The following is a 24109-nucleotide window of genomic DNA, read 5'->3' on the forward strand; positions in this document are numbered from 1 at the left end:
TCCTCACGGACGTCCGGGGCTTTGTCATGTGCGGGGTTCGTCAGAGCGGGCGGACGGCGGGGCCCGGCAGGATTTCGCGCAGGCACCGCTCGATTCCGCCCCGGTGCTTCCATTGCTGGGGGTAGCCGAGCGACACCTCCTCGAAGCGCACTCCATCCCGCCACTGCGTCAGCGGGATGTGGAGGTGGCCGGTGACGACGACTTCCGCCCGGTAGCGCGCGTGCCAGTCCTCGGTGCGCTTGGTGCCGCACCAGATGGAGAAGCGGGGGATGCGCGGCAGGCGCACGTGCTCGTGGCGCAGCGGGTAGTGATTGACGAGCACGGTGGTGCAGCCCGCGGGCAGGGCGTCGAGCCGCGCCTGGGTCGCCTCGACGCGCGCGGCGCACCACGCGGAGCGGGTGGGATAGGGCTCGGGATGCAGCAGCACCTCGTCGGTGCACAGCAGGTCATCCTCCCAGGCCCACTCCAGCGCCTTGTCCTCCGGCACGTGGTCCGGGCGGAACGAGTAGTCGTAGCCCAGGAACATGGGGACGATGACGCGGTGCGGGCCCTCGCCGGGCCAGCGCGGGTAGGGGTCCTCGGGGGTGAGCGCGCCGTGGCTGCGGCACAGCGCCACCAGTCGCTGGTAGCGCGCGTCGCCTTTCAGCGGGGGCTGCTCGGAGGGCAGGGTCCACAGCTCGTGGTTGCCCGGCACCCAGATGACCTGTCGGAAGCGCGCCGTCAGGGTGCGCAGCATGAAGTCCATCTCGGACAGGGTTTCGCCCACGTCGCCGGCGACGATGAGCCAGTCGTCCGGGAAGAAGGGGAGGGTCTGCAGGGCCAGCCGGTTGTCGGCGTGGCGCAGATGCAAGTCGCTGATGGCGTAGAGCTTCATGGCGGAGCGGGGGCCACCTTAACGCGGGTGGCGGAGGCGCGCCGCACCGTGAGGTGTCCCTGTCTCAGGCCGAGCACGTCCAGGGGCGCGCGCCCAGGGCCCGCAGCAGCGCATGCACCTCCGAGGGCGGCGCGGCGCGGTCCATCCAGGTGATGCCCCGGAGACACGGCCTGGCCGGAGGGCGCACCGCGTGGAGCGCGCAGGCCGTACACGGGTGGCGCGCGCGCACCTGCTCCAGCAGGCCCAGTCCATCCCCATCCGGCAGCAGGTCTCCGCTCACCACCACGCGCGGCGGTTCCTCCTGCACGAGCGCGAGCGCTTCCGTCATGTCGCGCGCGAAGCGCTTGTCACCTGGCAGGTCCCTCGCGAGTCGCCGCAGCGCCGCGAGCGCGAGCGGGTCTTCGTCCACGAACAAGAAGGTGAGTACGGGCTTCGCGGTCATCGGTTTCGACGCCGTCACGGTGAGGGGAACGCCTCAGGTCAGGTTCCCATAAGACTACCTGGGAAGTTCTTGGATGCCAACCTCTCAAGTCATATCGACATGGGCGGACCCGGTAGGTTAACGAACATGGAAAAGACCCTCGCATCCCGCCTCGGAGGAGCTGCGCGCCTCGCACGGACTCGCCTGAATCTGACGCAGGCCGACGTCGCGGAGCGCATCGGTATCGCGAGTGAAGTCTACGGGCGACTGGAGCGCGGCCACATGTTGCCGAGCATCCAGACCTTCCGCCGGCTGTGCGTGGTGCTCTCCATCTCCGCGGACGAAGCGCTGGGTCTCAAGCCGACCCAGGACGTGAAGTGGGCCGCGGAGCCTCCCAGCGAGTATGGCGAGTCCGGTGAGCTGCGCCGCCTGCTGCGTCGGGCCAAGCAGTTGGACCGCAGCGCCATCCGCCTGCTGAGTGTCCTGGCCGCGCAGTTCCGGCCCAAGGGCAACGGCTGACGCCCGGCCGTGCGCTACGTACTGGCGCGCGCGGCCTCCAGCTTCCCCAGCCGCTCCCGGAGCTTCTTCGCGGAGGGGAACCCGTGGAAGAGAACCACCTGGGGGTGGCCCTCCAGCGTCTCGCGTTCGGTGGGCTCCTTCGACAGGAGCGCGCGGTCGACTCCGAGCAGGAGTCCTGTGTCCGGTCGCGTGCGCAGCTCCGCGAGCCTGCGTGTCAGGGCGCTCGCGTGCCAGGGGTGAAAGAGCTCCAGCGCGACTTCCTGGCGCGACGCGCGGTGACGGAAGGTCAGGTCCGGCACGCACAGGCTCGCGGCGCCCACGTGTCGGGGCAGGGGCGTCAGGTCCAGCTCCCACGCGTCATCCGCGAAGCTCGCCGACAGCGACATGACTTCCTCCGGCACGTGGCCCAACGCGGCGGGTAGGGGCGAGACGAGCGGGTCCTTGTCGCTCAGGGTCAGCGTGGCCTGCCGGCGCGAAGGCTCCACGGTGGCCTTCAGCTCCCAGCGCTCCAGCACCGGGACGACCGACAGGAACGAGGCGAGCTGCAGGCCGTACTTCTTCTGCATCGCCAGCATGGCGCCGGGCCCTTCCACCTCCAGCTCCCAGTCCGGCCCATCGCGGCGCACCTCCGCGACGAGGCGGCAGAACTTCAGCCACCGCAGCACCTTGCGCACGCGCAGCAGCTCCGGTGAGCGAGCCCGCAGCGTCAGGCGCCTGGCCGACAGCAGCGGCCCCTGGGCCAGCGCCAGGTTGTAGCGGTCCACGAGCACCTGCGCCGTGGGGGCTTCGCCATCCCAGCCCAGGAGCTTTCGATTCCCAGGCAGGTCCGCGTAGAGCGCGGCCCGTGCGTCCGTCAGGGGCACGCCGAGGGCTTGCTCCAGCCGTGTTTCGTAACCCTCCACGGAGGTGTCGGGGGGCAGCGTGCGCAGGGTTCGGGCGGCCGTCGTGAAGCGCTCCCAGCGGGCTTCGGAGGCGCCGGGCGCGGGCTCTTCGAAGACGAGCCGGTCCAGGACGAGCTTCACCAGTCCGCGCGCGATTTTAGGGCGGGTGAAGGCCCCGGCCGACAGGCCCAGGGTTTCCTCCACGTCGTCACTCGTCTCGCCCCGGGATGACTCCACGGTGGCAAGCAGCTCCGAGGCCAGGGACAGCAGTGCCTCATCGTCGCGCTTCACGAAGGCGGGGCGAAGCACGCCCTTGCTCACGCGGAAGGCGAGCAGCTCACGCGTCAGCACGTCGGGCCTCGTGGGAGGACGCGGCGAGCCAGGTCATCCCCGACGGTGGGGCGTGCGAGTGTCGGCGCAGCCGGCTCCTCCCGATAGGCTTCGCACCGGCGCCGCCGCGCGAGGACGCGGTACGCCATTGCATCTCCGCTGCTGAGACGTGCGGGTGTCAGCACCGCGGGTTCCTCCCGATAGGCTTCGTACCGGCGCCGCCGCTCGAGGACGCGGCGCGCCAATGCATCCACGACGGTGAGTCGCGCGGGCATCAGCACCTCAGGGTTCCTCCTGATAGGCGTCGTGCTGACGTCGCCGCTCGCTGATGCCGCTCTCCGCCGTCTGCGCGGAGCACACCTCGTACAAGAGCGCGCGCTTTCCGGGGCGCTTGCGCAGGATGCGTCCCAGCCGCTGTACATGTTCGCGCACGCTGCCGCTGCCGCTGAGCACCACGCCCACGCGCGCCTCGGGCACGTCGACCCCCTCGTTCAGCACACGTGAGGTGAGCAGCACGGGCAGCTCTCCAGAGGAGAAGGCCGCCAGCAGCGCCTTGCGCTCCGGCACGGGCGTGTGATGCGTGAGGGCGGGAAGCAGCAGCCTTCGCGCCAGCGTGTACACCGTCTCGTTGTCGTCGGTGAAGACGAGCACGCGGTCCTCGCGGTGCTCCAGGAGGATGCGCCACAGCACCTCCTGTTTGCCGCTGGAGGTGAGGGCGATGCGACGCTGCTCGCGGTAGGCGCGATACGCGGCCCGGCCCTCGTCGCTGCGCTGGCTCTGCGCCAGGAAGCGCGCCCACCCATCCGGCGCGGACAGCCGCACGCCCAGCTTGCGCACGAAGTTGAGATAGAGCGCCCGTGCCTCGTCGTAGCGAGCCTTCTCGTCCGCCGTCAGCGGCACCGCCACCTGCTTCACCTCGTAGGGCGCCAGGTACTCGCCCTGAAGCTCGCGGATGTCGGTGCGGTGTACGCGTGGGCCCAGCAGTTCCTCGCACACCCGCTCCCCGCCGTCCGTGCGCTCCAGCGTCGCGGTGAGGCCCAGCCGGTAGGGCGCCAACGAGCCCTCCGCGATGAAGCGGTAGCTCGGCGCCGGCAGGTGGTGACACTCGTCGCAGACCAGCAGGCCGAAGCGGTTGCCGTGGAACTCCGTCTGCATCGCCGCCGAGTCGTACGTCGTCACCGTCAGCGACTGTCGGTCACTCACCCCGCCGCCCAGCATCCCCACCGGCACGGAGAAGTGGCGCGCGAGCACGCCCTGCCACTGCGTCATCAAATCCAGCGTCGGCACCACCACCAGGGTGGGCCGCTTCACGTGGGCGATGGCCAGCACCGCCAGCAGCGTCTTGCCCGCGCCCGTCGGCAGCTCCACCAGGCCCCGTCCCCCTGCCTTCGTCCACGCCTCCAACGCCGCGCTCTGGTGGGGAAACGGCTGGATGGGAACGGTCAGCGCCATCTCGAGCGGCTCGAAGCGCTTCGCCCGGTCGTCGTACCCCACGCCCAGCTCCCGCAGCCGCAGCACCACGTCGCGGTAGTGCCATGCCGGCGCGCGGTACACACCCGTGCGACCATCCTTCTGGAACAGGGCGAGCAGCCGCGCGTCATCCGGCAGCGTGGGAGCCACCAGCGTGCCGCAGTCGAAGTGGAGCTCGCAGGAGCCGTCCATGGGCGCCGATGGGACCTAGCCGGTCAATCCACGTTCCGCCAGCCACATCGCGAAGGCGAGAGGGAAGTCGTGGCCGCGCATGTCTCCTTGCAGGAGGCCCCGCGTTCGGGATACCCACCCGCGCCCATGCGTTTTGTCTCGCTCGTTCCCTTGCTGTGTGGGCTGGCAGTCGTCGCCCAGGGTGGTCTCAACAAGCGCTTCGCCGGCCAGTGGGGCCTGCTGGGCGCGGTGTTGATGAACATGGTGGTTGCGACGGTGGCCACCTTCGCCGTGTACGCGGTGGCGCGCTCCGTGCCCGGCCTGTGGCCCGAGGCCGCCGCACAGGGGCGCTTCTCCGGCTTCACCTTCTGGCACCTGCTGCCCGGGTTGTGCGGCGTCGTCATCGTGGTCGGCATGCCCTGGGCCATTGGCCGCGTGGGCGCCGTGCATTCCGTCCTCCTGCTCATCGCCGCGCAGCTCGCCACCAGCCTTGTCTGGGATGCGATGGTGGAGAACCGTCCCGCCACGCTCGCCCGGGTGCTGGGGTCTGCGGTCGCCTTCTCGGGTGCGGCCATCGCGGTCTGGAAGGGTTAGGTTTCCAGTCAGATGCGTCGCGTCCTCATCGCCAGCCCCCATGTCGCTTCGCGCGAGCTGCTGCGCCGCGTCCTCGCGGTCGACGATGAGAGCCTGGCCATCTCCGCCACCGGCGACACCGACGACGCGCTCGCGTCCATCACCTCGTCACCACCCGCGCTCGTGGTGGTGGACCTGCGCAGGCAGGACGAGGACCACCCGCTCTTCCTCGGGCTCTTGCGCAAGCGCTACCCGACGCAGCCGGTCATCGCGCTGGTGCCGGGCCGCATGCGCGTCTTCGACGGCAGCCACGAGCGCGTCATCGACGCCCCGGGTGACACCACCGAATCCCTCCACCACCTCCTCGATGCGCTGAGGACCGCGGTCCGGGACCTGGTCGCCCAGGAAGTGTTGAGGGTGCTGCGCCCGCCGGTGGGACGGGCCTGAAGCCTCACAGGCGCAGGCGGTAGCCCAGGCCTCCCGCGAGGAAGCCTCCGACATTCACATCGCCCGTGGTGACGAAGTCCAGCGGGGCCAGGTGGTAGTGCGTTTCGAAGAAGAGGCCGCCGGGGCCCAGTGGAAGCTCCAGCCCCGCGAGCGCTTGCAGGCCCAGGCCGCCACCGCTCTCCGACGCGGTGGCGCCGAAGAGGTCGGACGTGGCGCGGTGCAGGTACAGCCCGGGGCCACCTCCCACGTACGGCGTCAGCGGACCCAGGGCCCGTTCGAAGCGGAAGACCGCCGACAGCAGGAAGGCGACCTCGCGCACCGCGAGCGTGTAGCGGCCATCCGGAGGCGGCGCGCCGAAGCCCCCCAGTTGTGAGTCCGTGAGCGCACCGGAGGCCTGCGGCCGGTGGTAGTTCACCTCCAGCACCACCGCGAGCCGTCGCTTCAAGAGCGGCGTGACGTAGCCCAGCTCCAGGCCCAGGTAGAGGTCTCCCCCCAGCGGCGCGGTGGACTTGAAGAAGCCCACCTTCGGCGCCAGCAGCACGCGGCCTCCTCCGACACCTTCCGTCGAGGCGGCGGACTTCGAGCCGGAAGCGGCGAGCGCGGTGAGCGCGACGAGCACGAGTGCGTTCATGGCAGGAGGGCTCCAGGCAGGGGAGGGGCCCCGTCGTCGGAGGTGCGCGTCGCGGTCGGCTCGGCCACCACGGTGAAGCCCTCCGACGCGGGCACCGCTCCCACCGCGCCGCTCGGGTCGATGACCTCGAGCGCATAGGGCCCGCCGGGGGCGAGGCCGTTGGGGCACTTGGGGTCGCTGACAGGCTCCTCGAAGCCCGAGCACGTGGGCAGCTCCGCGGTGACCTCGTTGGCCGACACCCGCGTCACCGCGCGCAGCGGAATGCGCTGCAACACGGAGGGGGCTGTCTTCAAGGACGCCAGCACGAAGAGCTCCGGCGCGTCCGTGAAGCCGCGCTGGTCGCCCGTGGGGGCATTGAAGAGGCGGATGGCGGTGTTGCTCAGCTCGCCGCCGGACCTGGGCGTCAGCGTGAGTGCCCCCAGGTGGGGATAGCGGAGGTCGACCGCGCCAGGAGCGATGTCCGCGCAGCCCTCAGGCTGGGTGACCACCAGGTCATAGAGGCCCTCGGGAGTGCCCGGCGGAATCTCCGACTCGATGCGCGTCGTCGAAACGACGGTGACGAAGAAGAGCGGCAGGTCGGTCTCGCCCTCGCGGCGCAGGACGATGATGGGGGACGAGCCTGGCTGGAAGTCGCTGCCCTCGATGACGATGGGATTGGTGCCCGTGGCCGTGTACCCATCCACCGGAGGCACCACGCGAGTCACCGTGGGAGGCGGCACCACCCTCACCGCGTCCGGCAGCGAGCCGGTGCCGCCCAGGGGATTGGCGACCTCCACTTCATAGGTGCCCGGGGCGAGCTCCACCGGAGGCGTGCTGTCGCGCGTGGGAACGTTGAGCACGAGCAGCTCCGGACGCACGTAGAAGACCTGGCTCCGCGTCAGCGTGTACGTGGATGGCCCTCGCAGCGTCACCACGGGCAGCTCCACCGTCGGCGTGTCCGTGAGCGCCTCGCCGGGGACGGGCGTGAAGCGCTTGCCCACCACTTCCAGGCTCCAGCCTGTCTGCCCGCCCTGCGCGTTGCAGACCTGGGGAAGCTCGCTGACGCGGGCGCGGGGGTTGACGATGCGCTCCACCGCGGGCGAGGGCCCCTCCGTCGTGCGTGAGCACGCGCTGAGGGCGAGCAGGGCCGTGGTGACGACTTGCAGGCGCAAAGCGATTCCTCCCCTTCGGCAAACAACGCGCATGCACGTTAGGCCGCCCACCCTGGAGGCCCGGAGATTTTTCCGGTTCCGACCGGTGGCCTCATCCCCAAGGACGATGGCCTCCCCGCAACCGCGCGTACTCACTGGCTTCGAGCGCCCCGCAGGCGTCGGCACGGCGAATGCTATGGGTTCAGGCAGCGGGGGAAGACGCGGTCCGGTGGGGGGCGATGGGGGCGGGGACGCGTCGTGCAAGGGGTCGGGCGGGGACAAGTCGGTGCCTGGAGTGGGGAGGCAAGGCTCGTCAGTGGGTCGGAGCAGGACGGGGGCCGGTGAGGGGGCGTGGTTGCGACAGGCGCGGCGGGGCTTCGGGACTCGCGAGCGGTGGCGCAGGTGGATGGGGGGCGGGCGGCGGGAAGGGCGAGCCGGGCTCTGGTGGAAGCGGGGGTTTCCACCGGAGCCTGATTCACCTCGGGGATGGGGGCCACGACGGGGTGGCACGCGCGAAGGCGTCGTCGCGCGGTGGAGGGCGGGGCAGGGTGGTGCCAGGGGGACGTCACCTGGGAGGGCAAGGGGCCGCCGGAGCTGTCCGGTGGGTGTTGGTTGGCGATGACGGGGACCGCGGAGCGTCGCGGCGGGCTGGGGTGGGGACTCGACGCATGGGGATGCTGTCCACGTTGACCGCGCTGTTGTTCGTGCTCGTGGCGCGCGTGGCGCTGGCGGCGGATGGGGTGGAGGTGCGCCGGAGGGCGGCACAGGACCCCGAGCGGCTGGCGCCTTTTGGTTTGATGCTGGATGCGGGCGTGACGGAGGGCGCGGGCCTGTCCATCTCGTTCCGTCCCACGCACGCGGTGCGGCTGCACCTGGGGGCCACGCACAATGGCGTCCGTGCTGGCGCGCGCGCGGGGCTCACGCTGCTTCCCATGCGCGGCAGGCTTTCGCCGGCCTTCACGCTGGACGTCGGTCATGCGCAGCCCGCGGACGTGCAGGGTCTGGAGCGCAGGCTCGCGGACCTGTCCCTGCCGCCCCTGCCATCGATGGAGCGCGTGGGCTACAGCTACGCCAGCGCGCTCGTGGGGCTGGAGCTGAACATGCCCGGGCGCATCACCTTCTTCCTGCGCGGCGGCGTCAGCTTCATGGAGCTGTACGGCCCCAGCATGAAGGACCTGGACGAGTCGCTTCGCGGCTCGGTGGGGCCTGGGGAAGAGCGCTCGTGGATGCTGCGCACCGTGCGGCCCACGGCGAAGCTGGGCTTCCTGTTGTCCTTCGGCTGAACCGAGGTTCGTGTCGGGGAGTTGCTTCCTTACCGCGTGCAGTGGGGGCAGGCATTGAAGCCCTTGGCGTCTCCATACTGCAGGGCCTTGAGGCCCTGTTCGCTCTGGAGGGTGTAGCGGACCAGGCTCATCTTCGGGCAGTTCCCGACGTGGTAGACGAGCGCCTTGGGAGCCTTGCCCGGAGGCCGCACGGTGCGCTGCTTGGTGCGCGTCAGATGCACCCTCATCATCTCCACGGTGGTGTAGGGCTGCCTGCTATCCATGAGCGGAAACGAGGGCTGAGTGTTTGTCTGCGCCCGCGGCGCCGGGTGCTCCACCCTTCTCTTCTTCTCCACCGGATTCGTCGTGTGTTGCTTGGAAGGTTGCTTCCCGAAGATGTTGGGTGGGCCGTTCAGGCCCTCCAGGGGCCGCTTCCGATTCGTGGGCGTCGCTGAATGTGAGGTGACGGGAGAGAGCTCTTTGGTGAGGTCGATAACGATGGTCGAGGGTTGCCACACAGGAGGAGTCCCCCTCGGAGGCTGGAAGGCCTCCTCCTCGTCCTTGGTGACGTCGAGGAAGATGGCCGAGGCCTTTTTCTTCTCCTCTTGCTCCGGCCGGGAGCTGAAGCGCGGAATGCCCTGGCTCGGCGCAGGCTGGGGGAAGACCGAGAGGAAGGAGAAGGGCCCGTTGTTGAGGTCGCTCGGTGAAGGGATGATGCTCGGCTGAGGTGGGGGCGACGGGAACTCGAACGGGAGCATTTCAGCGTCGTCCTCACGCAGGTTGGTCGCGTGCAGGAATGCGGGCGCGGTGAAGTGTTGGAGTTTGCCTTCGTCCCAGTTCGACGTGCTTCGGGTCGAAGTCACCGTGCGCTGGGGCTGAGGCTCACGAAGGCCCATATGGGTCAGCCATTGAGACAGATACCGGGACAACTGACTCAGATTCTGGCGGACTTCGAAGAGATCGGTGTCGTCGAACTCCCGGTCGAGGTACTTGCGCAGCTTGAGCTTCAATGCCTCCCAGGCCTGCTCGATGAGAACGGGGCCCGGGTAGTACCCTTTCTCGTCGAAGACAATCTTCTCCTGGCCTTTTCTTCCCAAAAGATAGACGAGCCGTGAGTGGACCTCCTGCTCGCCGGCCTTGCTGAAGCTCTTCTCCAACTCGTCGGGCATGTAGCGCGATGAAGTCGGGGCGAATGATTTGGGCAGTCGAACGGCCTTGGGTTTCCCACCCGAATACTTCTCTGTCGAGTTCAGATAGAGCTGGGCGTTCTTCTCGTCGAGCACCGTCCGCCCCCCCGAGTAATGGGTGTCGTGTTCGCCATAGACGACCTGGAGTTCATGTCCCTGCTCAATCAACCTCGCGATGAGCCCCGCACACATGTGGCAGGGCTGGAGCGTGGTGTAGAGGATCGCGAACCCGTCCGGGAGTTGCTGGTGTCGCCCGAGGTAGGCGTGCAACAGATTGACCTCGGCATGAAAGCAGGCGTTGTCGTAGGCGGTGTTGACGGACCACGAGAGAATCTTTCCCGTGCCATCCACCAGGACCGCGCCCACGCTCTGGCCCTTGCCCTCTTGCGCGAAGCCGGACAGGCCCTGGAGGAGCTCCCCGCGGTGATGGAGGAGGCTGAACGCCAGCATCATGTAGAAGCGATGCGCGCGGATCGCGGTCGCATCCCATGCGCCCGGCTTTCGAAGGTTGAGCGAGGGGCCCACGATGCTGTCTGGAGCCGGAGCTCTGAAGCGCCCCAGGGGCTTGTAGTTCGTGATGCCTGCCCTCTCCATCGTGGACAGTTTGCGCGGCTCGGCCTTCAGGAAGTTGATGAGGGTCCAGTCGCTCCCCGCCATGGGGAATGCAATGAGCAGATAACGCGTCACATCTCCCTCGAGGAGTTTGACTTCCTCCGCCGCGCGCTTGAGGAACTTCAAGGTCCCCATCTCCCAGCGCGTCTGCCTGTAACCTGACGGCACGTGGATGCGGGTGAGTCCGCCTCGAAAGGCCATCTGCAGGGCGACGATGGGAGGGACGGGCAGGTTGCCCTCGATTCCAGTCGAGTAGCAGACCAGGGCGTCATACCTCTTGAGCTTGTATGTCAAAGGGCCGTCGATGACGCAAAACGCGAAGCGAGCCATTCCGGTCAGCTCCGCGATGCGGTGGGCGAGTGCTTGATGGCTCATGGAGCTTTGCGAGCAGCAAAGCCCATACCAGGGCCCCGACGGGTCAGCGGATGAGCGGCGGGCGTGGGCGACTGTTGGAGCGGGGGCCACGTGTCCCGTCAGGACGCATCTGCGTCCTGACGGGACGTCGCGGGCGGCGCGAGGGCGGCACGCGCTCAGCGGAACGTCGCGAAGTACTCCAGCACCTGGTCTTCGGCCCAGAAGCGGGGGCGGTGCGCGCGGCCGGCGACGAAGCCCACGTGTCCGCCGTGCTCGGTCAACACCACGCTCAAGCGCGGATTGTCCTTCGCGTTGGGCGGGATGACGGGGGCCTCCAGCATCGGGTCATCCGCGGCGCTGATGAGCAGCGTGGGCTTGCGGATGGCGTGCAGCTTCGGGCCCGCGGAGGACTCGGCGTAGTAGTGCTCGGCGCTGTCAAAGCCGTGCAGCGGCGCGGTGACGGCATGGTCGAACGCCCGCACCGTGCGCGCCGCTTCCATGGCGCGGCCGTCGAAGGCCTTGGGGAAGCGCTTGAGCTTCGCGCGCGCCTTGCCCTTCAACGTCCGCAAGAAGCGCTCCCGGTACACCAGGTGGATGGGCCCGGGGCCATCCAGCTTCTTGCAACAAGCGTCCAAATCATACGGCGCGCTGACGGAAGCCGCGGCCTTCACGGGTGCGTCCTCGCCCTGGTCCTCCAGGAGCCGGCACAGCACGTTGGCACCCAGGGAGAAGCCCACGGCGAACAGCGGCCCGGTGGCGCGCTCGCGCAAGTCGCGCAAGAGGCCGAGCGCATCGTCGATATGGCCCGAGTGGTACGTGCGCGCGAGCCGATTGGGCTCACCGCTGCACGAGCGGAAGTTGAGCGCGGTGGCGCCCCAGCCTCGTTCCGCGGCGCCCCGGAGGATGGCGGTGATGTAGCCGGCCCGGGACGAGCTCTCCAGGCCGTGCAGCGCCACCACGTGCGGCGCGCCGGCGGGGCCGTCGAAGGTGTCCAGGTCGACGAAGTCCCCGTCGGGCAGTTCGCGCCGCTCCCGCCTCAGCGGAGGGACATGACGGGGACGCACGAGGTTCGCGTAGATGGTCTGCGCATGCTCGTTCGTCAGGCCCGGTGCGGCGACGAAGGGCTCGGTCGGCTGGAAGTTCACGACTCCGGGATAGCCCCCTGAGGGGGACGGGGACAAGGGTCCGTGTCGGCCCGTCAGCGGGGTCGTTCTCCACCGGGCGCTTGGGTGGGTGACTCGGGCCCCGCTGGCGGCGACTGGAGTCGGGCCCGCTTCATGGACGCACAGCCCCGCGCCTTCACGGCCTTCGCCTCGTCCGTGAGGTCGAAGAGGGCCAGGTACTTGCCCACGCGCTCCTCCAGCGTGGGGGCCTCGATGAGCTGGCAGACTTCATCTGCCTGGTAGTCGCGGCAGATGCTCGGCCGGTTCTCGTACATGGAGCAGAGGTTGTCCTGGGTGAGGTGCGGACAGCGCAGCCCCAGCGGCTTGTCGAGCGCGGCGATGTCCGGCGCCACGCAGCAGGCGCCACAACGGGTGCATTCCATGAGGGAGGTCCTTCCGTGACTCAGCGTGGGACGACCTGCTTCAAATCCCCCGAGTTCGTCACCGTGACGACGACACCCTGGCCCTTCTTCCACCTCAGGAAATCCCGCTCCGTCTTCGGCATGAGCACGGTCTCCTTCACGCCGTCATCCTCGTAGCGGATGTGCACGGTGTACTCCTCCGAGCGGTGCTGCCGGTCCGTGGCGCCTGGCTGGAGCGTGGGCCACGCGGGGTTGCCGTCCTGCCCCGTCGCCTCGCGGCGGTCCACGGGCTTCCACTCATACGTGTCATACGCGCACTGGCGCGCGTAGACGGGCTCGTTGCGGTAGCGCGTCTCGTTCTGACAGTCCTCGTAGCGCTCGTTGCAGTACTTCGTGATGTCCTCGCAGACCTCTTCGACGAAGCCGTTGCCCTTGTCCCGGCGGCGGCACTTCTCCTCGGTACCACACGCCACCCGGCGCGTCTTGGAGCGGCACACCCGCTCTGTTCCGTCCGCCACCTTTCGAGTGCCTCGCTGGCGCTCCACGCAGTCCCGCACGTTGTCCACGCCCGCCACCTCACCCGCGCCGTTGACGGGCATCCGCGCGCTGCTCCGCCGCAGCTCATCCGCCCAGCCTGTTTTCTGCACGGCGGTGAAGCGCTCCTGCGTCACGGCGACCTTCCACGACGTGCCGGTGATTTCCCCGGGGAAGTCGTGCGGGGTCCGGGCCCACATGGCGTACAGGCCCGAGCTGAAGCAGCACGAGAACAGCACGCCCAGCCACAGCCACTTCTTCGTGAAGCGCGGCTTCGTCTCCGGCGGTGGCGCGGCGGGAGGCTTCCTCTCGGGCGTGTCGAACGCCTGGAGCGGCGCGGCCTTCGCGTCCGCCGAGCGCTCCGCGCCGCAGTGCTTGCACCGGGGCTGGTCCCCTCGATTCGCGGCGCCACAGAAGGCGCAGAACCAGTCCTCGCCCGCGCCCGCCAGCTCCAGCGCCTTGTCGTCCGTCACCCCTTCGCGCAGGGACTTGCCGCTCTGTGCGTCCACGTCGCCGAAGTCGAAGTCCGACTCGTCGCCCGACAGCTCGCGGGGGTTGTTGCAGGTCGGGCAGCGCTTGTGCCGGGCCAGGATGTCCTTGGCGTCGCACGACGTGCAGTTCCAGGTGCCCTCGATGATGCGCGTGCGCTTGGCCATGCGCGCATCCTATCCGGGCGTCACACCCAGAGCGCGCGGGAGAACGCCACGCGCTCGGCGGGTGGCAGGCCAGGCCGCAGGGGCCGCATCATGGGGAGCGAGCCATCTCGCGCCACGCGGAGGGCGCCGGGCACCCGCGCCACCCAGGGCAGGGTGGCGGGCTCCTCCCAGATGACCACGCGAGCCAGTCCCGCCCGGTGGGCCACGCCTCGCGCGGCTTCCAGCAGGGCGACGGCGTCCTTCACCGACTCCGCGTCGAGCAGCAGCACCACCAGCTCGCCATACCGGGCCATCATCGCCCACAGCGCGGAGGAGTTGCCCACCGTCGCGCCGCACGCCTCCGGGCGGGGCCGGTGCAGGAGCTCCGAGTAGATGCGCTCCCGCTCCAGATGCCAGTCCATCTGCGCGGCGCTCGGCCAGAGGAGGAAGGGCACGTCCGGACGCTGGGTCCTCGCCACGACTCCGGGCACGTCGCCGTCACACAGGAGCGCGTCCACCGCGTGCGTGGACAGGCCGCCGACTGCGGACAGCTGCCAGTCCCACGCGGGTGCCTCGAGATAGCCGGAGCGGCGGTAGAGCGCGGGGCCCACGTCGGAGAAGAGGAGGGCGGCGTGGTGGTTGGGAGACTCGTGCTCCAGTCGGGCGGCGACCTCGTCCATCAACCGCGTCGCATGCCCGTGGCCCCGCAGCGCGGACTCGGTGAAGACGCTGGCGATGGCCTGGCTGACGCCACGCGTGGCCACGCCGTCGAGGCCTCGCAGGTAGCTGTCCGTGTGGAACGTCTCGCACGAGGCCAGCACCTGGCCCGCGTCGTCGAGCCACAGCCAGGTGCGCATCCCCTCCCGACACCAGGGGTGGGCGCGCAGTCGCAGCTCTCGCTGGTGGAACTGCTCCACGGAGAGCGGCGAGCCCCAGGCGGCGTGGGTGACGCGGTCCCGTTCGGCTTTCTGCGCATCGGTGGCGAGGACCAGGTGCATGTCACGCCAACGTAGCGCCACCCAGGCGTCCGGCGCATCCACCCGGAAGGCTTACAGGTGCGTGGTGTATGGGAATCGGACGTGGAGCTGGAGGTACGCCTGGCCCACATGGAAGAGGCCGTCGCGCACCCGGTCCGGCAGGCCCAGGCTCCCCAGCGCCTGGGGAACGTAGAGCGCGGACTCCCAGCCCAGGCTGACGAGGAAGTTCTTGGAGAATTGCAGCTCCAGGTCCACGCCCAGCTCGGCGCCCGGCCGCAGGAAGTGCGTATTCGCCAGCGTGTCCGAGTACAGATACGCATACGTCAGCAGGAGGCCGCCTCCCACGGAGAACCGCACCGGCCCCGAGCTCAATGGCAGGCCCAGTCCCAGGGGCTTCCAGGTGACGCCATACATGCCGGTGTTCTTCAGCTTGGGGGAGATGATGAACGAGTCGGGGATGAAGATGGACGGGGAGATGCGGACCTCGTCCACGCTCTTCGCGTACTTGCGATAGCGCGTGGGAATGGCGCGCTGGTTCTTCTTCAGCCAGTCCTTGTCCAGCACTGCCTCCACGGAGAGCTTCACGCCGGTGTGGATGGGTTGGTCGTCGAAGACGGGCCCGAAGAACATGTACGCGGCGGGCCCCACGCCCACGTCCACGGGGACGGTGACGCGCTGGGCGGCGGCCAGTGCGGGCAGAAGCAGCGTGCACAGCAGCGCGACTCGGGCGGTGCTCATGAAATGCGAATCTCCTGGGTGTAGCGGGCCCCCCCTGGAATTAAGCACAACCACGACAATCAACCATTGCCGCACGCTGCGTGTTTGAAGCAGGAAGGGAGCCGCGCCGGCCCCGGGGGCGGCAAAGGACGCATGGTGCTCTCCGGGACTCTGTCCGCCGGCACCGCGAAGACCTTGGAGAACCGATGCTTTCCGCAGCCCTCTTGATTGCCACGTCCCTGCAGGCCCAGACGCCCGCGCCGACTGCTCCCGCCCAGGAGCCCGCCCCGCAGGCCGCCCCGGTCGCCGCCACGCCGGAGGAGCGCATCGCCGCCGCCGCCGAGCGCGCCGCCGCCGCCGCCGAGCGCGCCGCCGAGGCCAGTGCCCGCGCCGCCGAGGCCGCCGAGCGCGCCGCTGGCATCGCCGCCGGCGCCACGCCCGCGAAGCCGGCTGATGCTGACGCAGCCGCCGCGGCCGCGGCCGCCGCGAAGAAGAAGGAGGAGTGGGACATCGTCGTGGGCCTGGGCCTCATCTCCCTGACGGGCAACGCCTCCACCCTGACGTTCAGCGGTCTGGCCAGCGCGTCGCGCACCACCGAGCACTGGATTTATGGCGTGAAGGCCTTCGGCAACTATGGCCGCAGCCGTCCGCCGGAGGTGTCGGGGGAGGAGGCGGAGTCGCAGTTGGTGGCCCTCAACGCGGGCGTGGAGCTGCGCGGGGACCGGCGCTTCACGAAGATGCTCAGCGGCTACCTGCTGGCGGGCGCGCTGACGGACCACGTGGGCAGCGTCGAGTCGCGGACCTCCGGCGAAGGCGGTCTTGGCGTCCTCTGGTGGGACGAGAAGTCGAAGGACGAGCGCGAGTCCTACCTGCGCACGGACCTCGCCTTCCGCTACGCGCGCGAGACGCGCTTCCAGTACTACCCGTCGCGGATGGACCTGCCGGATGTGGACCTGGGCGGCCCGCGCTTCGGCGTGGCCTTCCGCTATGGCATCACCAAGGAAGTCCTCCTGAAGGAGGACGCCGAGGTGCTGCTGAGCGTCATCGGTGACTCCCGCGTGCTGGCCAACAGCCAGACGCAGCTCTCCGTGGGCCTGACCGAGTCGCTGTCCCTGGGCGTCAGCTTCATGGTGAAGCACGACAGCAAGCCGCCCGAAGGCAAGGTGTCCACGGACACCGCGCTGGCCTTCAACCTGGAAGTGGCGCTGTAACCGGACAAAAGCAACGCGGCGCCGGGGAAGTCTCCCTCGGCGCCGCGCGGTTGAAGCAGGGGCCTTTTGAAAGGCCCCGGGATATCAGTGGTGCCCGGGTTCCGGAGTCTCGGGCGTGTCCTTCGTCTGGTGCGGCCTCAGCCCACCGCCGAACCGGCCGCGCTGCGCGCCCGTGCCGATATCGGGGGGCTGCAGGTCGCTGTACTGCGAGCCGGGCGGGTTGGCGCCACGGAAGCGGGTGCCGAAGTCCGCGAGCGGGATGATGAGCATCAGCACCACGAAGACGATGGAGACGCCAAAGACGATGCGGTTGGCGCCCCGGTGCTCGGCCAGGTGCATGAAGTACAGCGTGACGAGCGTGCCCTTCACCGTGGCGATGACGAGCGCGAGCAGCAGGCCGAAGGACGGCAGGTGCATGCGGCCGGTGACGACGGTGACGACGGTCAACACCAGCAGGACACCCCAGATGAGCCAGTAGCGGCCCGCTCCGTGGTGCGCGTGCATGTTCTTCTCTTCCTGATGGGATTCGTTGGCGATGGCCATGGTGGTGTCGCCCTCAGACCAGGTACAGCATGGGGAACAGGAAGATCCACACCAGGTCGACGAGGTGCCAGTACATGCTGCCCAGCTCGACCATCGTGTAGTTGTTGGGGCCGAAGTCCTTCTTCTTGAACGCCCGGACCATCGCCACCGCCAGCACCGTCATGCCGATGATGACGTGCAGCGCGTGCAGCGCCGTCGAGCAGAAGTAGACCGTGAAGTAGAGGGTGATGCCGGGCATCTGCATCCCCTCGTAGAAGTAGTACCGGCCCGGCAGCGTCCCGATGTGGAACTTGTGCGCGTACTCGAAGTACTTGATGACGAGGAAGCCCACCGCCATCACGAGGGTCAGCGCGAACATCACGCCCACCATCTTGTTCTTCCCCTCCTTCGCGTAGTGCACCGCGAGCGCCGCGGTCAGCGAGGAGGTGATGAGGACGATGGTGTTCACCGTGCCCATCGTCAGGTCCAGGCTGCGGCTGCCCGCCGCCCACGCTTCCGGGAAGAGGAAGCGGTAGCAGCCGTAGCAGACGAACAGGCCGGCGAAGAGCAGGATTTCCGTCGCCAGGAACAGCCACATGCCCAGACGGGCGGCATGGTTCTGCACCTCGAGCGACGCGAAGTGTTCCGCCAGGCGCGGCACGTTGGCCGTGCCGTCGGCGGTGTGGGCGCTAGACTGCATCGGGAACCTCGGCCTTCTTCGGGTCGACGTAGAAGTGGGGCTCCTCGGGGAAGGTCACCTGCGGGCCCACGAAGTTGTGCGTCGGCGGAGGCGACTCGCTCACCCACTCGTAGCCCTTGCTGCGCCACGGGTTCTTGCCAGAGGCCTCGCCGAACACCAGCGCGTACGTCAGGTAGCACGCGATGATGATGAAGCCGAAGGCGAGCAGCGACGCGCCCGCGGTGGAGGCCACGTTCAGGGCCTGGAAGCGCTCCGGGTAGTCATAGTACCGGCGCGGCATGCCGTTGTTGCCCACCAGGAACTGGGGGATGAACGTCGCGTTGAAGCCCAGGATGATGAGCGCCGCGGACACCAGGCCCCATCCCTCGTGGTACGTCTTCCCGAACATCTTCGGGAACCAGTAGTGGAGGGAGGCCAGGAAGGCCATGATGGTCGCTCCCACCATGATGAAGTGGAAGTGGGCGACGACGAAGTAGGTGTCGTGCCACGGGACGTCCAGCGACACCGTGCCCAGCGCGATGCCCGTCATGCCACCGAACACGGTGAAGAACAGGAAGCCGCAGAAGTAGGCGAACGGCGTCTTGAAGTCGACGGCGCCCTTGTAGACGGTGCCCACCCAGTTGAAGACCTTGATGGCGGTGAACACGCCCACCAGCATGGTGAGCACGCCGAACACGCCCGCGTCGAAGGTCGACTGACCGGACACGAACATGTGGTGGCCCCAGGCGAAGAAGCCGACGAAGGCGATGCCGAGGCTGGAGTACGCCACCGCGCGGTAGCCGAAGATGTTCTTGCGGCTGTACGTGCTGACAATCTCGCTCATCACGCCGAACGCGGGCAGCACCATGATGTACACGGCCGGGTGGCTGTAGAACCAGAACAGGTGCTGGAAGAGCACCGGGTCGCCGCCGCGCGCCGGGTCGAACATGCCGAAGCTGAACAGGTTCTCCACCGCGACCAGCACCGTCAACAGACCGATGACCGGCGTCGCGAGCACCTGGATGCAGCTGGTGGCGTAGATGGCCCAGACGAACAGGGGCATCTTGAACCAGGTGATGCCGGGCGCGCGCATCGTGTGGCAGGTGACGATGAAGTTGATGCCGGTGGCGATGGAGCTGAAGCCGATGATGAAAGCGCCGAACATCACCGGCGCCACCGTCGTCGTCGTGTGCGTGCTGTACGGGGTGTAGAACGTCCAGCCCGTGTCCAGGCCGCCGTTGAGCATGCCCCAGAGCATGAACACGGCGCCCGTCAGGTAGATGTAGAACGACGCGAGGTTCAGCCGGGGGAAGGCCACGTCCTTGGCGCCCAGCATCAGCGGCAACATGAAGTTGCCGAAGACGGCCGGAATCGCCGGAATCATGAACAGGAAGATCATCACCAGGCCATGGAGCGTGAACGTACGGTTGTACGTCATCGCGTCCATGATGGTCGGACCCGGCGTCAGCAGCTCCACCCGGAGGAGCATCGCGAAGATGCCGCCCACGAGGAAGAACAGCAGGATGAAGAACAGGAACATCACGCCGATGCGCTTGTGGTCCACCGTCAAGAGCCAGCTCTTGATGGTGGTGCCATCCACCAGATAGCTCGGGTGGTCGTCGTGGTGCTCGTCGTGCGGGGCGGCCCCCGCCGTATCGAGGCTACTGGATGGGGTCATAGGCGGGTCCCTCGGAGGCGCCCTCGCGGACGTTCGGAGTGCGAAGCGACTTGATGTACTCGACGATGGCGGCCGTTTCGGGGCCCTGCAGCTTGCCCTGATACGTCGGCATCACATTCTGGTAGCCCGACACCAGGTGGGCTCCAGGGTCCATCATCGACTGGGTGATGTAGGCCTCGTCCACGCGGATGGTCTGGCCGTCATCCAGCTTCTCCACGCGGTCATACATGCCAACGAAGGTGGGGCCGATGTGCGCCGAGCCATCCACCGAGTGGCACTTCAGGCAACCCTGCGTCCCGGCCAGCACCTGGCCCTGGTCCACCATGCGCGCCACCGGCGGCACCAGCGAGGTGTCCGCGAGCGCGTCCTGGCGGTCCTGCAACCGGCCGCGGCGCTGGTCCTTGATCCAGACGTCGTACTCCTCCTGGGGGAGGACCACGACCTCCGCGAGCATCTTCGAGTGCGACAGGCCGCAGTACTCGGTGCAGAGCACCTGGTACGTGCCGGGCTTGGTCGCCTCGAACCAGATCTGCGTGTAGCGACCCGGCAGCGCATCCATCTTGATGCGGAAGGCCGGCACGTAGAACGAGTGCAGCACGTCCCGGGAAGTGATGAGCAGTCGCACCGGACGGTTGGCCGGGACGTGAAGGACGTTCACGCCGTTGGGGCCCTCCGGGTATGCGAACTTCCACATCCACTGCTTGCCCATGACGTAGACGTCCATCGCGTCCTTGGGCGGCGTGGTGACCCAGGTGAAGTCCCTGAAGCCGATACCGAACCAGGCCAGGAAGAACACCAGCGGGACGGAGACGAAGAGGAACTCCGTCTTCAGCGTGGGGACGACGTACTCGGTTGCCTGGTCGGGAATCCGCCGGCGGTACCGGAAGAACATGAACAGCGCCGCGAGGCCAACGCCAGCCGACATCACCATCGTCGTTCCCACGACGAAGTGGTGCAGCAGGTCGACCCGTTCCGCGAACGTGGACGCGCTCTCCGGGAGGAACAGAAGGTTGTTGAGAAGCTCGCTCATGCCGCCGCGCCTTTCTTCAGCTCGCGCCTCCAGAAATAGATCAGCATCGTCGCCAGGGCGAGGAAGACAGCCATGCCGCCCAGGCGGATGAACCCGAAGATGTAGAAGCCATACCGCCGGGTCGCGGTGTCATACTTGAAGCAGGACATCACCACGCGGTCGAAGCTGGTTCCGACGCGGCCACCGGCCGCCTCCAGCAACGCCAGCTTCATGTCCTTGGCGGGGAAGTCCGTCCCGTACAGATACCGGGAGATGCTCCCCTCCGGCGTGAGCACCATCACCACCGCGGGGTGGGCGTACTGCTTCGTGCTCGCGTCATACGTGTACTTGAAGCCCACCGCGTCGGCGATGCGGTGGATCTGCTCGTCGGTGCCCGTGAGGAAGTGCCAGGGCGCGCTCTCCGGCTTCCCCATGGACTGAAGGTGCTTGCGCCGGCGCTCGTTGCTCATCGCCGGGGTGTCTTCGGGGTCGACGCTGATGGTGACCGCTTCGTAGTCGCGGCCCAGCTCCAGCCCCAGCTCCCGCATGGACTTCACCTGGGCGTTGAGCACCAGGTTACAGAGCATGGGGCAGTTGTAATAGACGAGCGTCAACAGGGTGGGGAGTGTCTTGGGCAACACCGAGCCCAGCGTCACGTCCTGGCCGTTCACGTCGATGAAGCGGGTCGTCAGGGGCACCGGTTCACCCAGGTGCTCCTCCACGTCCACACCCTTGAGCTGCGGGGGCGCGTCCTGCTGTGCTTCAACGATGGCGCGGGGCGTCTTGCCCCCACCCGGCATCGCGGAGGCCGGGAGCGCCGTGGCGACGAGCAGCGCCACGACGGCGAGCATCCCCCGGCGCGGGGCACACGGGGAGATGTAGGAGAGGATGGACATCATCGCGGACGGCTCTTACGCGAGGCAGGTGAGGGAAGCTACTGCCGCGGCGCCGGAGTGGGCTCCGGAGCCGGCGGCGGGGCGGGCGCGGGAGGCGCCGGGGGCGGGTTGCGGCTCTTGGCGATGACGGACTTCATCGCCTCGTCCAGGTTGGGGTGCGCCTTGACGCCCGGCTGGTCGCCCCAGCCGGCCTGCAGGGCCTGCTGCTGGCCGCCAATCTTCTCCTCGGCGTGCCAGTCCTGCTCGAACAGGCGCTGGTTGACGATACCCACCTCGTACTGCCCCATGGCCGCCGGACGCGGAGGAGGACCGTCCGGCTGGGCCTCCTTCATGGTGCGGACCTGGATGGCGTACGCCCAGACGATTCCCACCGCGAAGATGACGAGCGAGCCGGCGCCAATGCCCACCACCTTGCTCATCACGATGTGGTCTTCCTCGGCGGCCACACCGTGGGCGCCGACGATGACACGCGACTCGAGCTCAACCTGGGTCTTCTTCATGGCTGCACGTACCTCAGGGACTCCGCGATGTAGGGGTCCTTCACCGGCATCGTGTAGTTGTTGCGCGCGTTCATCAGCGCGAAGCCCACCGCGATGCCACCCACACCCAGGAACGCGGTGATGAGCGTCCAGTGGAAGGTGGGGCCGTTGGTCCCCGTCAGCGCCGGCCAGATGAGCCAGTACAGGTCCACCGCGTGAATGGCCAGCAGGTAGACGGCCACCACCGACAGCTTGCGGGGCTGCAGCTTCAGATTCCGTGACAGCAGCACGAAGAACGGCAGCACGAAGTGGCCGAAGAACAGGGCGATGGACATCGGCTTCCACGCGCCGAAGATGCGCAGGCCGTACCAGGGCGCCTCTTCCGGGATGTTGGCGATCCACACCAGCATGAACTGGGAGAAGGCGATGTAGGCCCAGAATGCCGTGAAGGCCAGCATCAGCTTGCCCAGGTTGTGGAAGTGGGCCGGCGTCACCACGTTGCCGTAGAGGTCCTTGCCCCGGGCGTTGGTGGTGGCGATGGTCAGGATGCAGAAGGCGGCCAGGAAGCTGCCCGCGAAGTAGTAGACGCCGAAGATGGTGGACTGCCACAGCGGCGTGAGGCTCATCAGCCAGTCAAACGACGCGAAGGTGATGGTCAGCGCCAGGAAGGGGAGGATTCCGGGGGAGAAGCGGCGCATGCGCACCGTGAGGTCCAGCCCGCCTTCCGCGTCCTGCTTCAGGCTCAGCCCGCGCAGCTTCCACGCCGCGAAGGCCCACACCACGAAGTAGATGACGTGGCGGACGAGCGTGAACTTCCAGTTCAGGTAGCCGTGCTCCTTGTGCGACAGGTGCTCGGACTCCAGGCCGGTGATGGCGGCGCGCAGCGGCGAGCCCGGCCACCAGGGGTACAGGTAGCCCGCCATGAGAATCACGGGGATGATGAGCAGGATGAAGACGGGGACCGCGGACGCGCCCGTCTCCATGGTGCGCCGCAGGACGATGAGCCACTTGGCCTTCGCCGTGTGGAAGATGGCCACCATGATGAGGAAGGCCACGCTGATGCCCACCCAGTAGACGAAGGCGAGCAGGTAGCTGTGGGCGGCCGCACCCTTGGCATAGGCATCGCTCGAGGCGAAGAAGCCGGCCAGGGTGGCCAAGAGGCCCAGGGCGCCCAGGCCGAACGCCGGCACCATCAACTTCGGCGTGCCGGTGTAGCGCTCCAGGGGGACTGAGGCTTCGGCTGCGGGGGTCATCGGTTCTCCTGCGGAACGGGCTGCTGCCCGCCCGTACGGGTGTTGCGGGCTTCCTGAAGGGCTCGCACGTAGGCGACCACGGCCCAGCGCTCGCGCACGTCGAGCTCACCAGAGAAGGACGGCATCACGCCGTAGCCCTCGTTGATGGCCGTGTAGAAGTGGCCCGCCGCCTTGCTCTCCAGCTCCAGCAGGGACGGCGGCAGGCGCAGGGCCATGTTCTCCGCCACCACGCTGTTGCCGTCGCCGAGCACGCCATGGCACTGCGAGCAGACGATGTTGTACTTCTTCTGACCCAAACTCAGCAGGCCCTGGTCCACCGTCACGGGGATGGTGGCCACGGGCTGGCCGTTGGCGCGGCCGCTGAGGGCCGTCTGCCGGGCGACGGGGTCCTTGAGCTCCGGGAGCTTGTCGAAGCGCTCGCGGGGCACCGTTCCGGCCGGGGGCGTGCGCATGGCACGGCCGTCCGCCCAGAAATCAGAGGCCTCGTAGTACTCGTACTTGGCCTGGTGCTCCATGCGCTGGAGGAACTCCGAGGGGACGTCGCAGCCCGACAGGGCGACGAGTCCGGCGGCGGGGATGAGCCACCTCATTCCTTCTCTCCCGTGACGACGGTCACCTGGGTGGCACCCAGGGCCTTGAGCTGGTCAATGACGGCCGCGGCGTCCTGGCCCGTCGCATGCGGCACGCTCAGCCAGAAGCCGTGCGTGGACGCGGTGCGGAAGGCGTCGGACTCGAAGACGGGGTGGTACGGCTGCGGCAGCCGGCTCAGCCCCAAGAGGCCGAAGAAGATGCCGAACGCGGCGAACAGCACGCTCAGCTCGAACGTAATCGGCACCCACGCCGGCAGGGACAGGAGCGGACGACCACCGATGTTCAGCGGGTAGTCGTACGTGTTCATCCAGGTCTGCATGGCGAGCGCCGTGGTCAGGCCCGTGAGCCCACCGCACAGCGCGATGAAGGGGACCTTCGAGGGGGGCAGGCCCAGGGCCTCCGAGCCGCCGTGCAGCGGGTACGGAGAGTAGGTGTCCATCCCCTGGAAGCCCTTCTCCCGCATCTGACGGGTGGCATCCACGAGGACATCTGGCGTCTCGAACTCGGCCAGCACCCAGGAATCGAGGACAGTGGCTTCCAT

The 24109-nt window shown here is 68.3% G+C and carries 26 protein-coding genes; 5 read left to right on the plus strand and 21 right to left on the minus strand.

Annotated elements, in window-relative coordinates; all coding sequences use genetic code 11:
* Nucleotides 1–40: 40 nt before the first annotated feature.
* Nucleotides 41–874: a metallophosphoesterase gene (locus HUA78_RS28270; RefSeq protein ID WP_141645996.1), complete on the minus strand. Its 834-nt coding sequence runs from the start codon at nt 872–874 to the stop codon at nt 41–43.
* Nucleotides 875–938: 64 nt separating this feature from the next.
* On the minus strand, nt 939–1316 hold the full coding sequence (locus HUA78_RS28275; protein ID WP_174457687.1) for a response regulator: 378 nt from the start codon (nt 1314–1316) through the stop codon (nt 939–941).
* 126 nt (nt 1317–1442) lie between these two features.
* Between HUA78_RS28275 and HUA78_RS28280 the strand changes: the two genes are divergently transcribed.
* A complete protein-coding gene (locus tag HUA78_RS28280; protein ID WP_141645997.1) occupies nt 1443–1814 on the plus strand; it encodes a helix-turn-helix transcriptional regulator in 372 nt (123 codons plus the stop codon).
* A gap of 14 nt (nt 1815–1828) precedes the next feature.
* Here the strand turns inward: HUA78_RS28280 and HUA78_RS28285 are convergent, their stop codons facing one another.
* Nucleotides 1829–3046, minus strand: a complete 1218-nt coding sequence (locus tag HUA78_RS28285; RefSeq protein ID WP_174477566.1) for a DUF790 family protein — start codon at nt 3044–3046, stop codon at nt 1829–1831.
* 261 nt (nt 3047–3307) lie between these two features.
* Nucleotides 3308–4687, minus strand: coding sequence for a DEAD/DEAH box helicase family protein (locus HUA78_RS28290; protein ID WP_174457638.1), 1380 nt, complete (start codon nt 4685–4687; stop codon nt 3308–3310).
* Between the two features lie 126 nt (nt 4688–4813).
* Here HUA78_RS28290 and HUA78_RS28295 point away from each other — a divergent pair, with 126 nt between their 5' ends.
* Together HUA78_RS28295 and HUA78_RS28300 are read left to right on the plus strand one after the other, a co-directional pair.
* Entirely contained in the window at nt 4814–5260 is a 447-nt protein-coding gene (locus tag HUA78_RS28295; RefSeq protein WP_141646000.1) for a DMT family transporter, read from the plus strand.
* Nucleotides 5261–5272: 12 nt separating this feature from the next.
* Entirely contained in the window at nt 5273–5686 is a 414-nt protein-coding gene (locus tag HUA78_RS28300) for a DNA-binding response regulator (protein ID WP_141646001.1), read from the plus strand.
* 4 nt (nt 5687–5690) lie between these two features.
* Here HUA78_RS28300 and HUA78_RS28305 read toward each other — a convergent pair whose 3' ends face one another.
* Both HUA78_RS28305 and HUA78_RS28310 read right to left on the minus strand, forming a co-directional pair.
* Nucleotides 5691–6317, minus strand: coding sequence for a hypothetical protein (locus tag HUA78_RS28305; RefSeq protein WP_141646002.1), 627 nt, complete (start codon nt 6315–6317; stop codon nt 5691–5693).
* Nucleotides 6314–7468 carry a hypothetical protein gene (locus HUA78_RS28310; protein ID WP_174466635.1) on the minus strand — a complete coding sequence of 385 codons (1155 nt, stop codon included), beginning with the start codon at nt 7466–7468 and terminating at the stop codon, nt 6314–6316. Before HUA78_RS28310 ends, HUA78_RS28305 begins: the two co-directional genes overlap by 4 nt.
* A 647-nt stretch (nt 7469–8115) precedes the next feature.
* On the opposite strand from HUA78_RS28310, the gene HUA78_RS28315 reads away from it, so the two are divergent.
* A complete protein-coding gene (locus tag HUA78_RS28315; protein ID WP_141646873.1) occupies nt 8116–8730 on the plus strand; it encodes a hypothetical protein in 615 nt (204 codons plus the stop codon).
* Between the two features lie 29 nt (nt 8731–8759).
* On the opposite strand, the gene HUA78_RS28320 is transcribed toward HUA78_RS28315, so the two are convergent.
* The 6 genes from HUA78_RS28320 to HUA78_RS28345 form a co-directional block, all read right to left on the minus strand.
* A complete protein-coding gene (locus HUA78_RS28320) occupies nt 8760–10883 on the minus strand; it encodes a Bd3614 family nucleic acid deaminase (protein ID WP_174477567.1) in 2124 nt (707 codons plus the stop codon).
* Nucleotides 10884–11038: 155 nt separating this feature from the next.
* Nucleotides 11039–12007 carry a hydrolase gene (locus HUA78_RS28325; protein ID WP_141646875.1) on the minus strand — a complete coding sequence of 323 codons (969 nt, stop codon included), beginning with the start codon at nt 12005–12007 and terminating at the stop codon, nt 11039–11041.
* Nucleotides 12008–12060: 53 nt separating this feature from the next.
* A complete protein-coding gene (locus HUA78_RS28330) occupies nt 12061–12408 on the minus strand; it encodes a YkgJ family cysteine cluster protein (protein WP_174468504.1) in 348 nt (115 codons plus the stop codon).
* Between the two features lie 20 nt (nt 12409–12428).
* Entirely contained in the window at nt 12429–13577 is a 1149-nt protein-coding gene (locus HUA78_RS28335) for a hypothetical protein (protein WP_174457633.1), read from the minus strand.
* A 20-nt stretch (nt 13578–13597) separates the two neighbouring features.
* A complete protein-coding gene (locus HUA78_RS28340; protein ID WP_174477568.1) occupies nt 13598–14554 on the minus strand; it encodes a GNAT family N-acetyltransferase in 957 nt (318 codons plus the stop codon).
* A 51-nt stretch (nt 14555–14605) separates the two neighbouring features.
* The gene (locus tag HUA78_RS28345) at nt 14606–15271 is read right to left on the minus strand and encodes a hypothetical protein (protein ID WP_174477569.1); all 666 of its coding nucleotides are present in this window, start codon (nt 15269–15271) and stop codon (nt 14606–14608) included.
* Nucleotides 15272–15456: 185 nt separating this feature from the next.
* Here HUA78_RS28345 and HUA78_RS28350 point away from each other — a divergent pair, with 185 nt between their 5' ends.
* Nucleotides 15457–16461 carry a DUF481 domain-containing protein gene (locus HUA78_RS28350; protein ID WP_174457630.1) on the plus strand — a complete coding sequence of 335 codons (1005 nt, stop codon included), beginning with the start codon at nt 15457–15459 and terminating at the stop codon, nt 16459–16461.
* 84 nt (nt 16462–16545) lie between these two features.
* Here HUA78_RS28350 and HUA78_RS28355 read toward each other — a convergent pair whose 3' ends face one another.
* The 9 genes from HUA78_RS28355 to HUA78_RS28395 are packed head-to-tail and all read right to left on the minus strand — an operon-like array spanning nt 16546 to nt 24109.
* Nucleotides 16546–17004, minus strand: coding sequence for a cytochrome C oxidase subunit IV family protein (locus tag HUA78_RS28355; RefSeq protein ID WP_141646866.1), 459 nt, complete (start codon nt 17002–17004; stop codon nt 16546–16548).
* 13 nt (nt 17005–17017) lie between these two features.
* Nucleotides 17018–17683 (minus strand): cytochrome c oxidase subunit 3 family protein, encoded by a 666-nt coding sequence (locus HUA78_RS28360; RefSeq protein WP_141646865.1) that lies wholly within the window; start codon nt 17681–17683, stop codon nt 17018–17020.
* Nucleotides 17673–19340: a cbb3-type cytochrome c oxidase subunit I gene (locus HUA78_RS28365; RefSeq protein ID WP_141646864.1), complete on the minus strand. Its 1668-nt coding sequence runs from the start codon at nt 19338–19340 to the stop codon at nt 17673–17675. Before HUA78_RS28365 ends, HUA78_RS28360 begins: the two co-directional genes overlap by 11 nt.
* Nucleotides 19324–20370, minus strand: coding sequence for a cytochrome c oxidase subunit II (gene coxB, locus HUA78_RS28370; protein WP_141646863.1), 1047 nt, complete (start codon nt 20368–20370; stop codon nt 19324–19326). The genes HUA78_RS28365 and coxB overlap by 17 nt, the downstream gene beginning before the upstream one ends.
* Nucleotides 20367–21248 carry an SCO family protein gene (locus HUA78_RS28375; RefSeq protein ID WP_141646862.1) on the minus strand — a complete coding sequence of 294 codons (882 nt, stop codon included), beginning with the start codon at nt 21246–21248 and terminating at the stop codon, nt 20367–20369. The genes coxB and HUA78_RS28375 overlap by 4 nt, the downstream gene beginning before the upstream one ends.
* 35 nt (nt 21249–21283) lie before the next feature.
* On the minus strand, nt 21284–21745 hold the full coding sequence (locus HUA78_RS28380; protein WP_174477570.1) for a hypothetical protein: 462 nt from the start codon (nt 21743–21745) through the stop codon (nt 21284–21286).
* On the minus strand, nt 21742–22977 hold the full coding sequence (locus tag HUA78_RS28385) for a hypothetical protein (protein ID WP_174477571.1): 1236 nt from the start codon (nt 22975–22977) through the stop codon (nt 21742–21744). Before HUA78_RS28385 ends, HUA78_RS28380 begins: the two co-directional genes overlap by 4 nt.
* Nucleotides 22974–23567 (minus strand): cytochrome c, encoded by a 594-nt coding sequence (locus HUA78_RS28390; protein ID WP_141646859.1) that lies wholly within the window; start codon nt 23565–23567, stop codon nt 22974–22976. The genes HUA78_RS28385 and HUA78_RS28390 overlap by 4 nt, the downstream gene beginning before the upstream one ends.
* A complete protein-coding gene (locus HUA78_RS28395) occupies nt 23564–24109 on the minus strand; it encodes a DUF3341 domain-containing protein (RefSeq protein WP_141646858.1) in 546 nt (181 codons plus the stop codon). Before HUA78_RS28395 ends, HUA78_RS28390 begins: the two co-directional genes overlap by 4 nt.

It is taken from the genome of Myxococcus sp. CA033 (assembly GCF_013336625.1).
Taxonomy (GTDB): Bacteria; Myxococcota; Myxococcia; order Myxococcales; family Myxococcaceae; genus Myxococcus; species Myxococcus llanfairpwllgwyngyllgogerychwyrndrobwllllantysiliogogogochensis.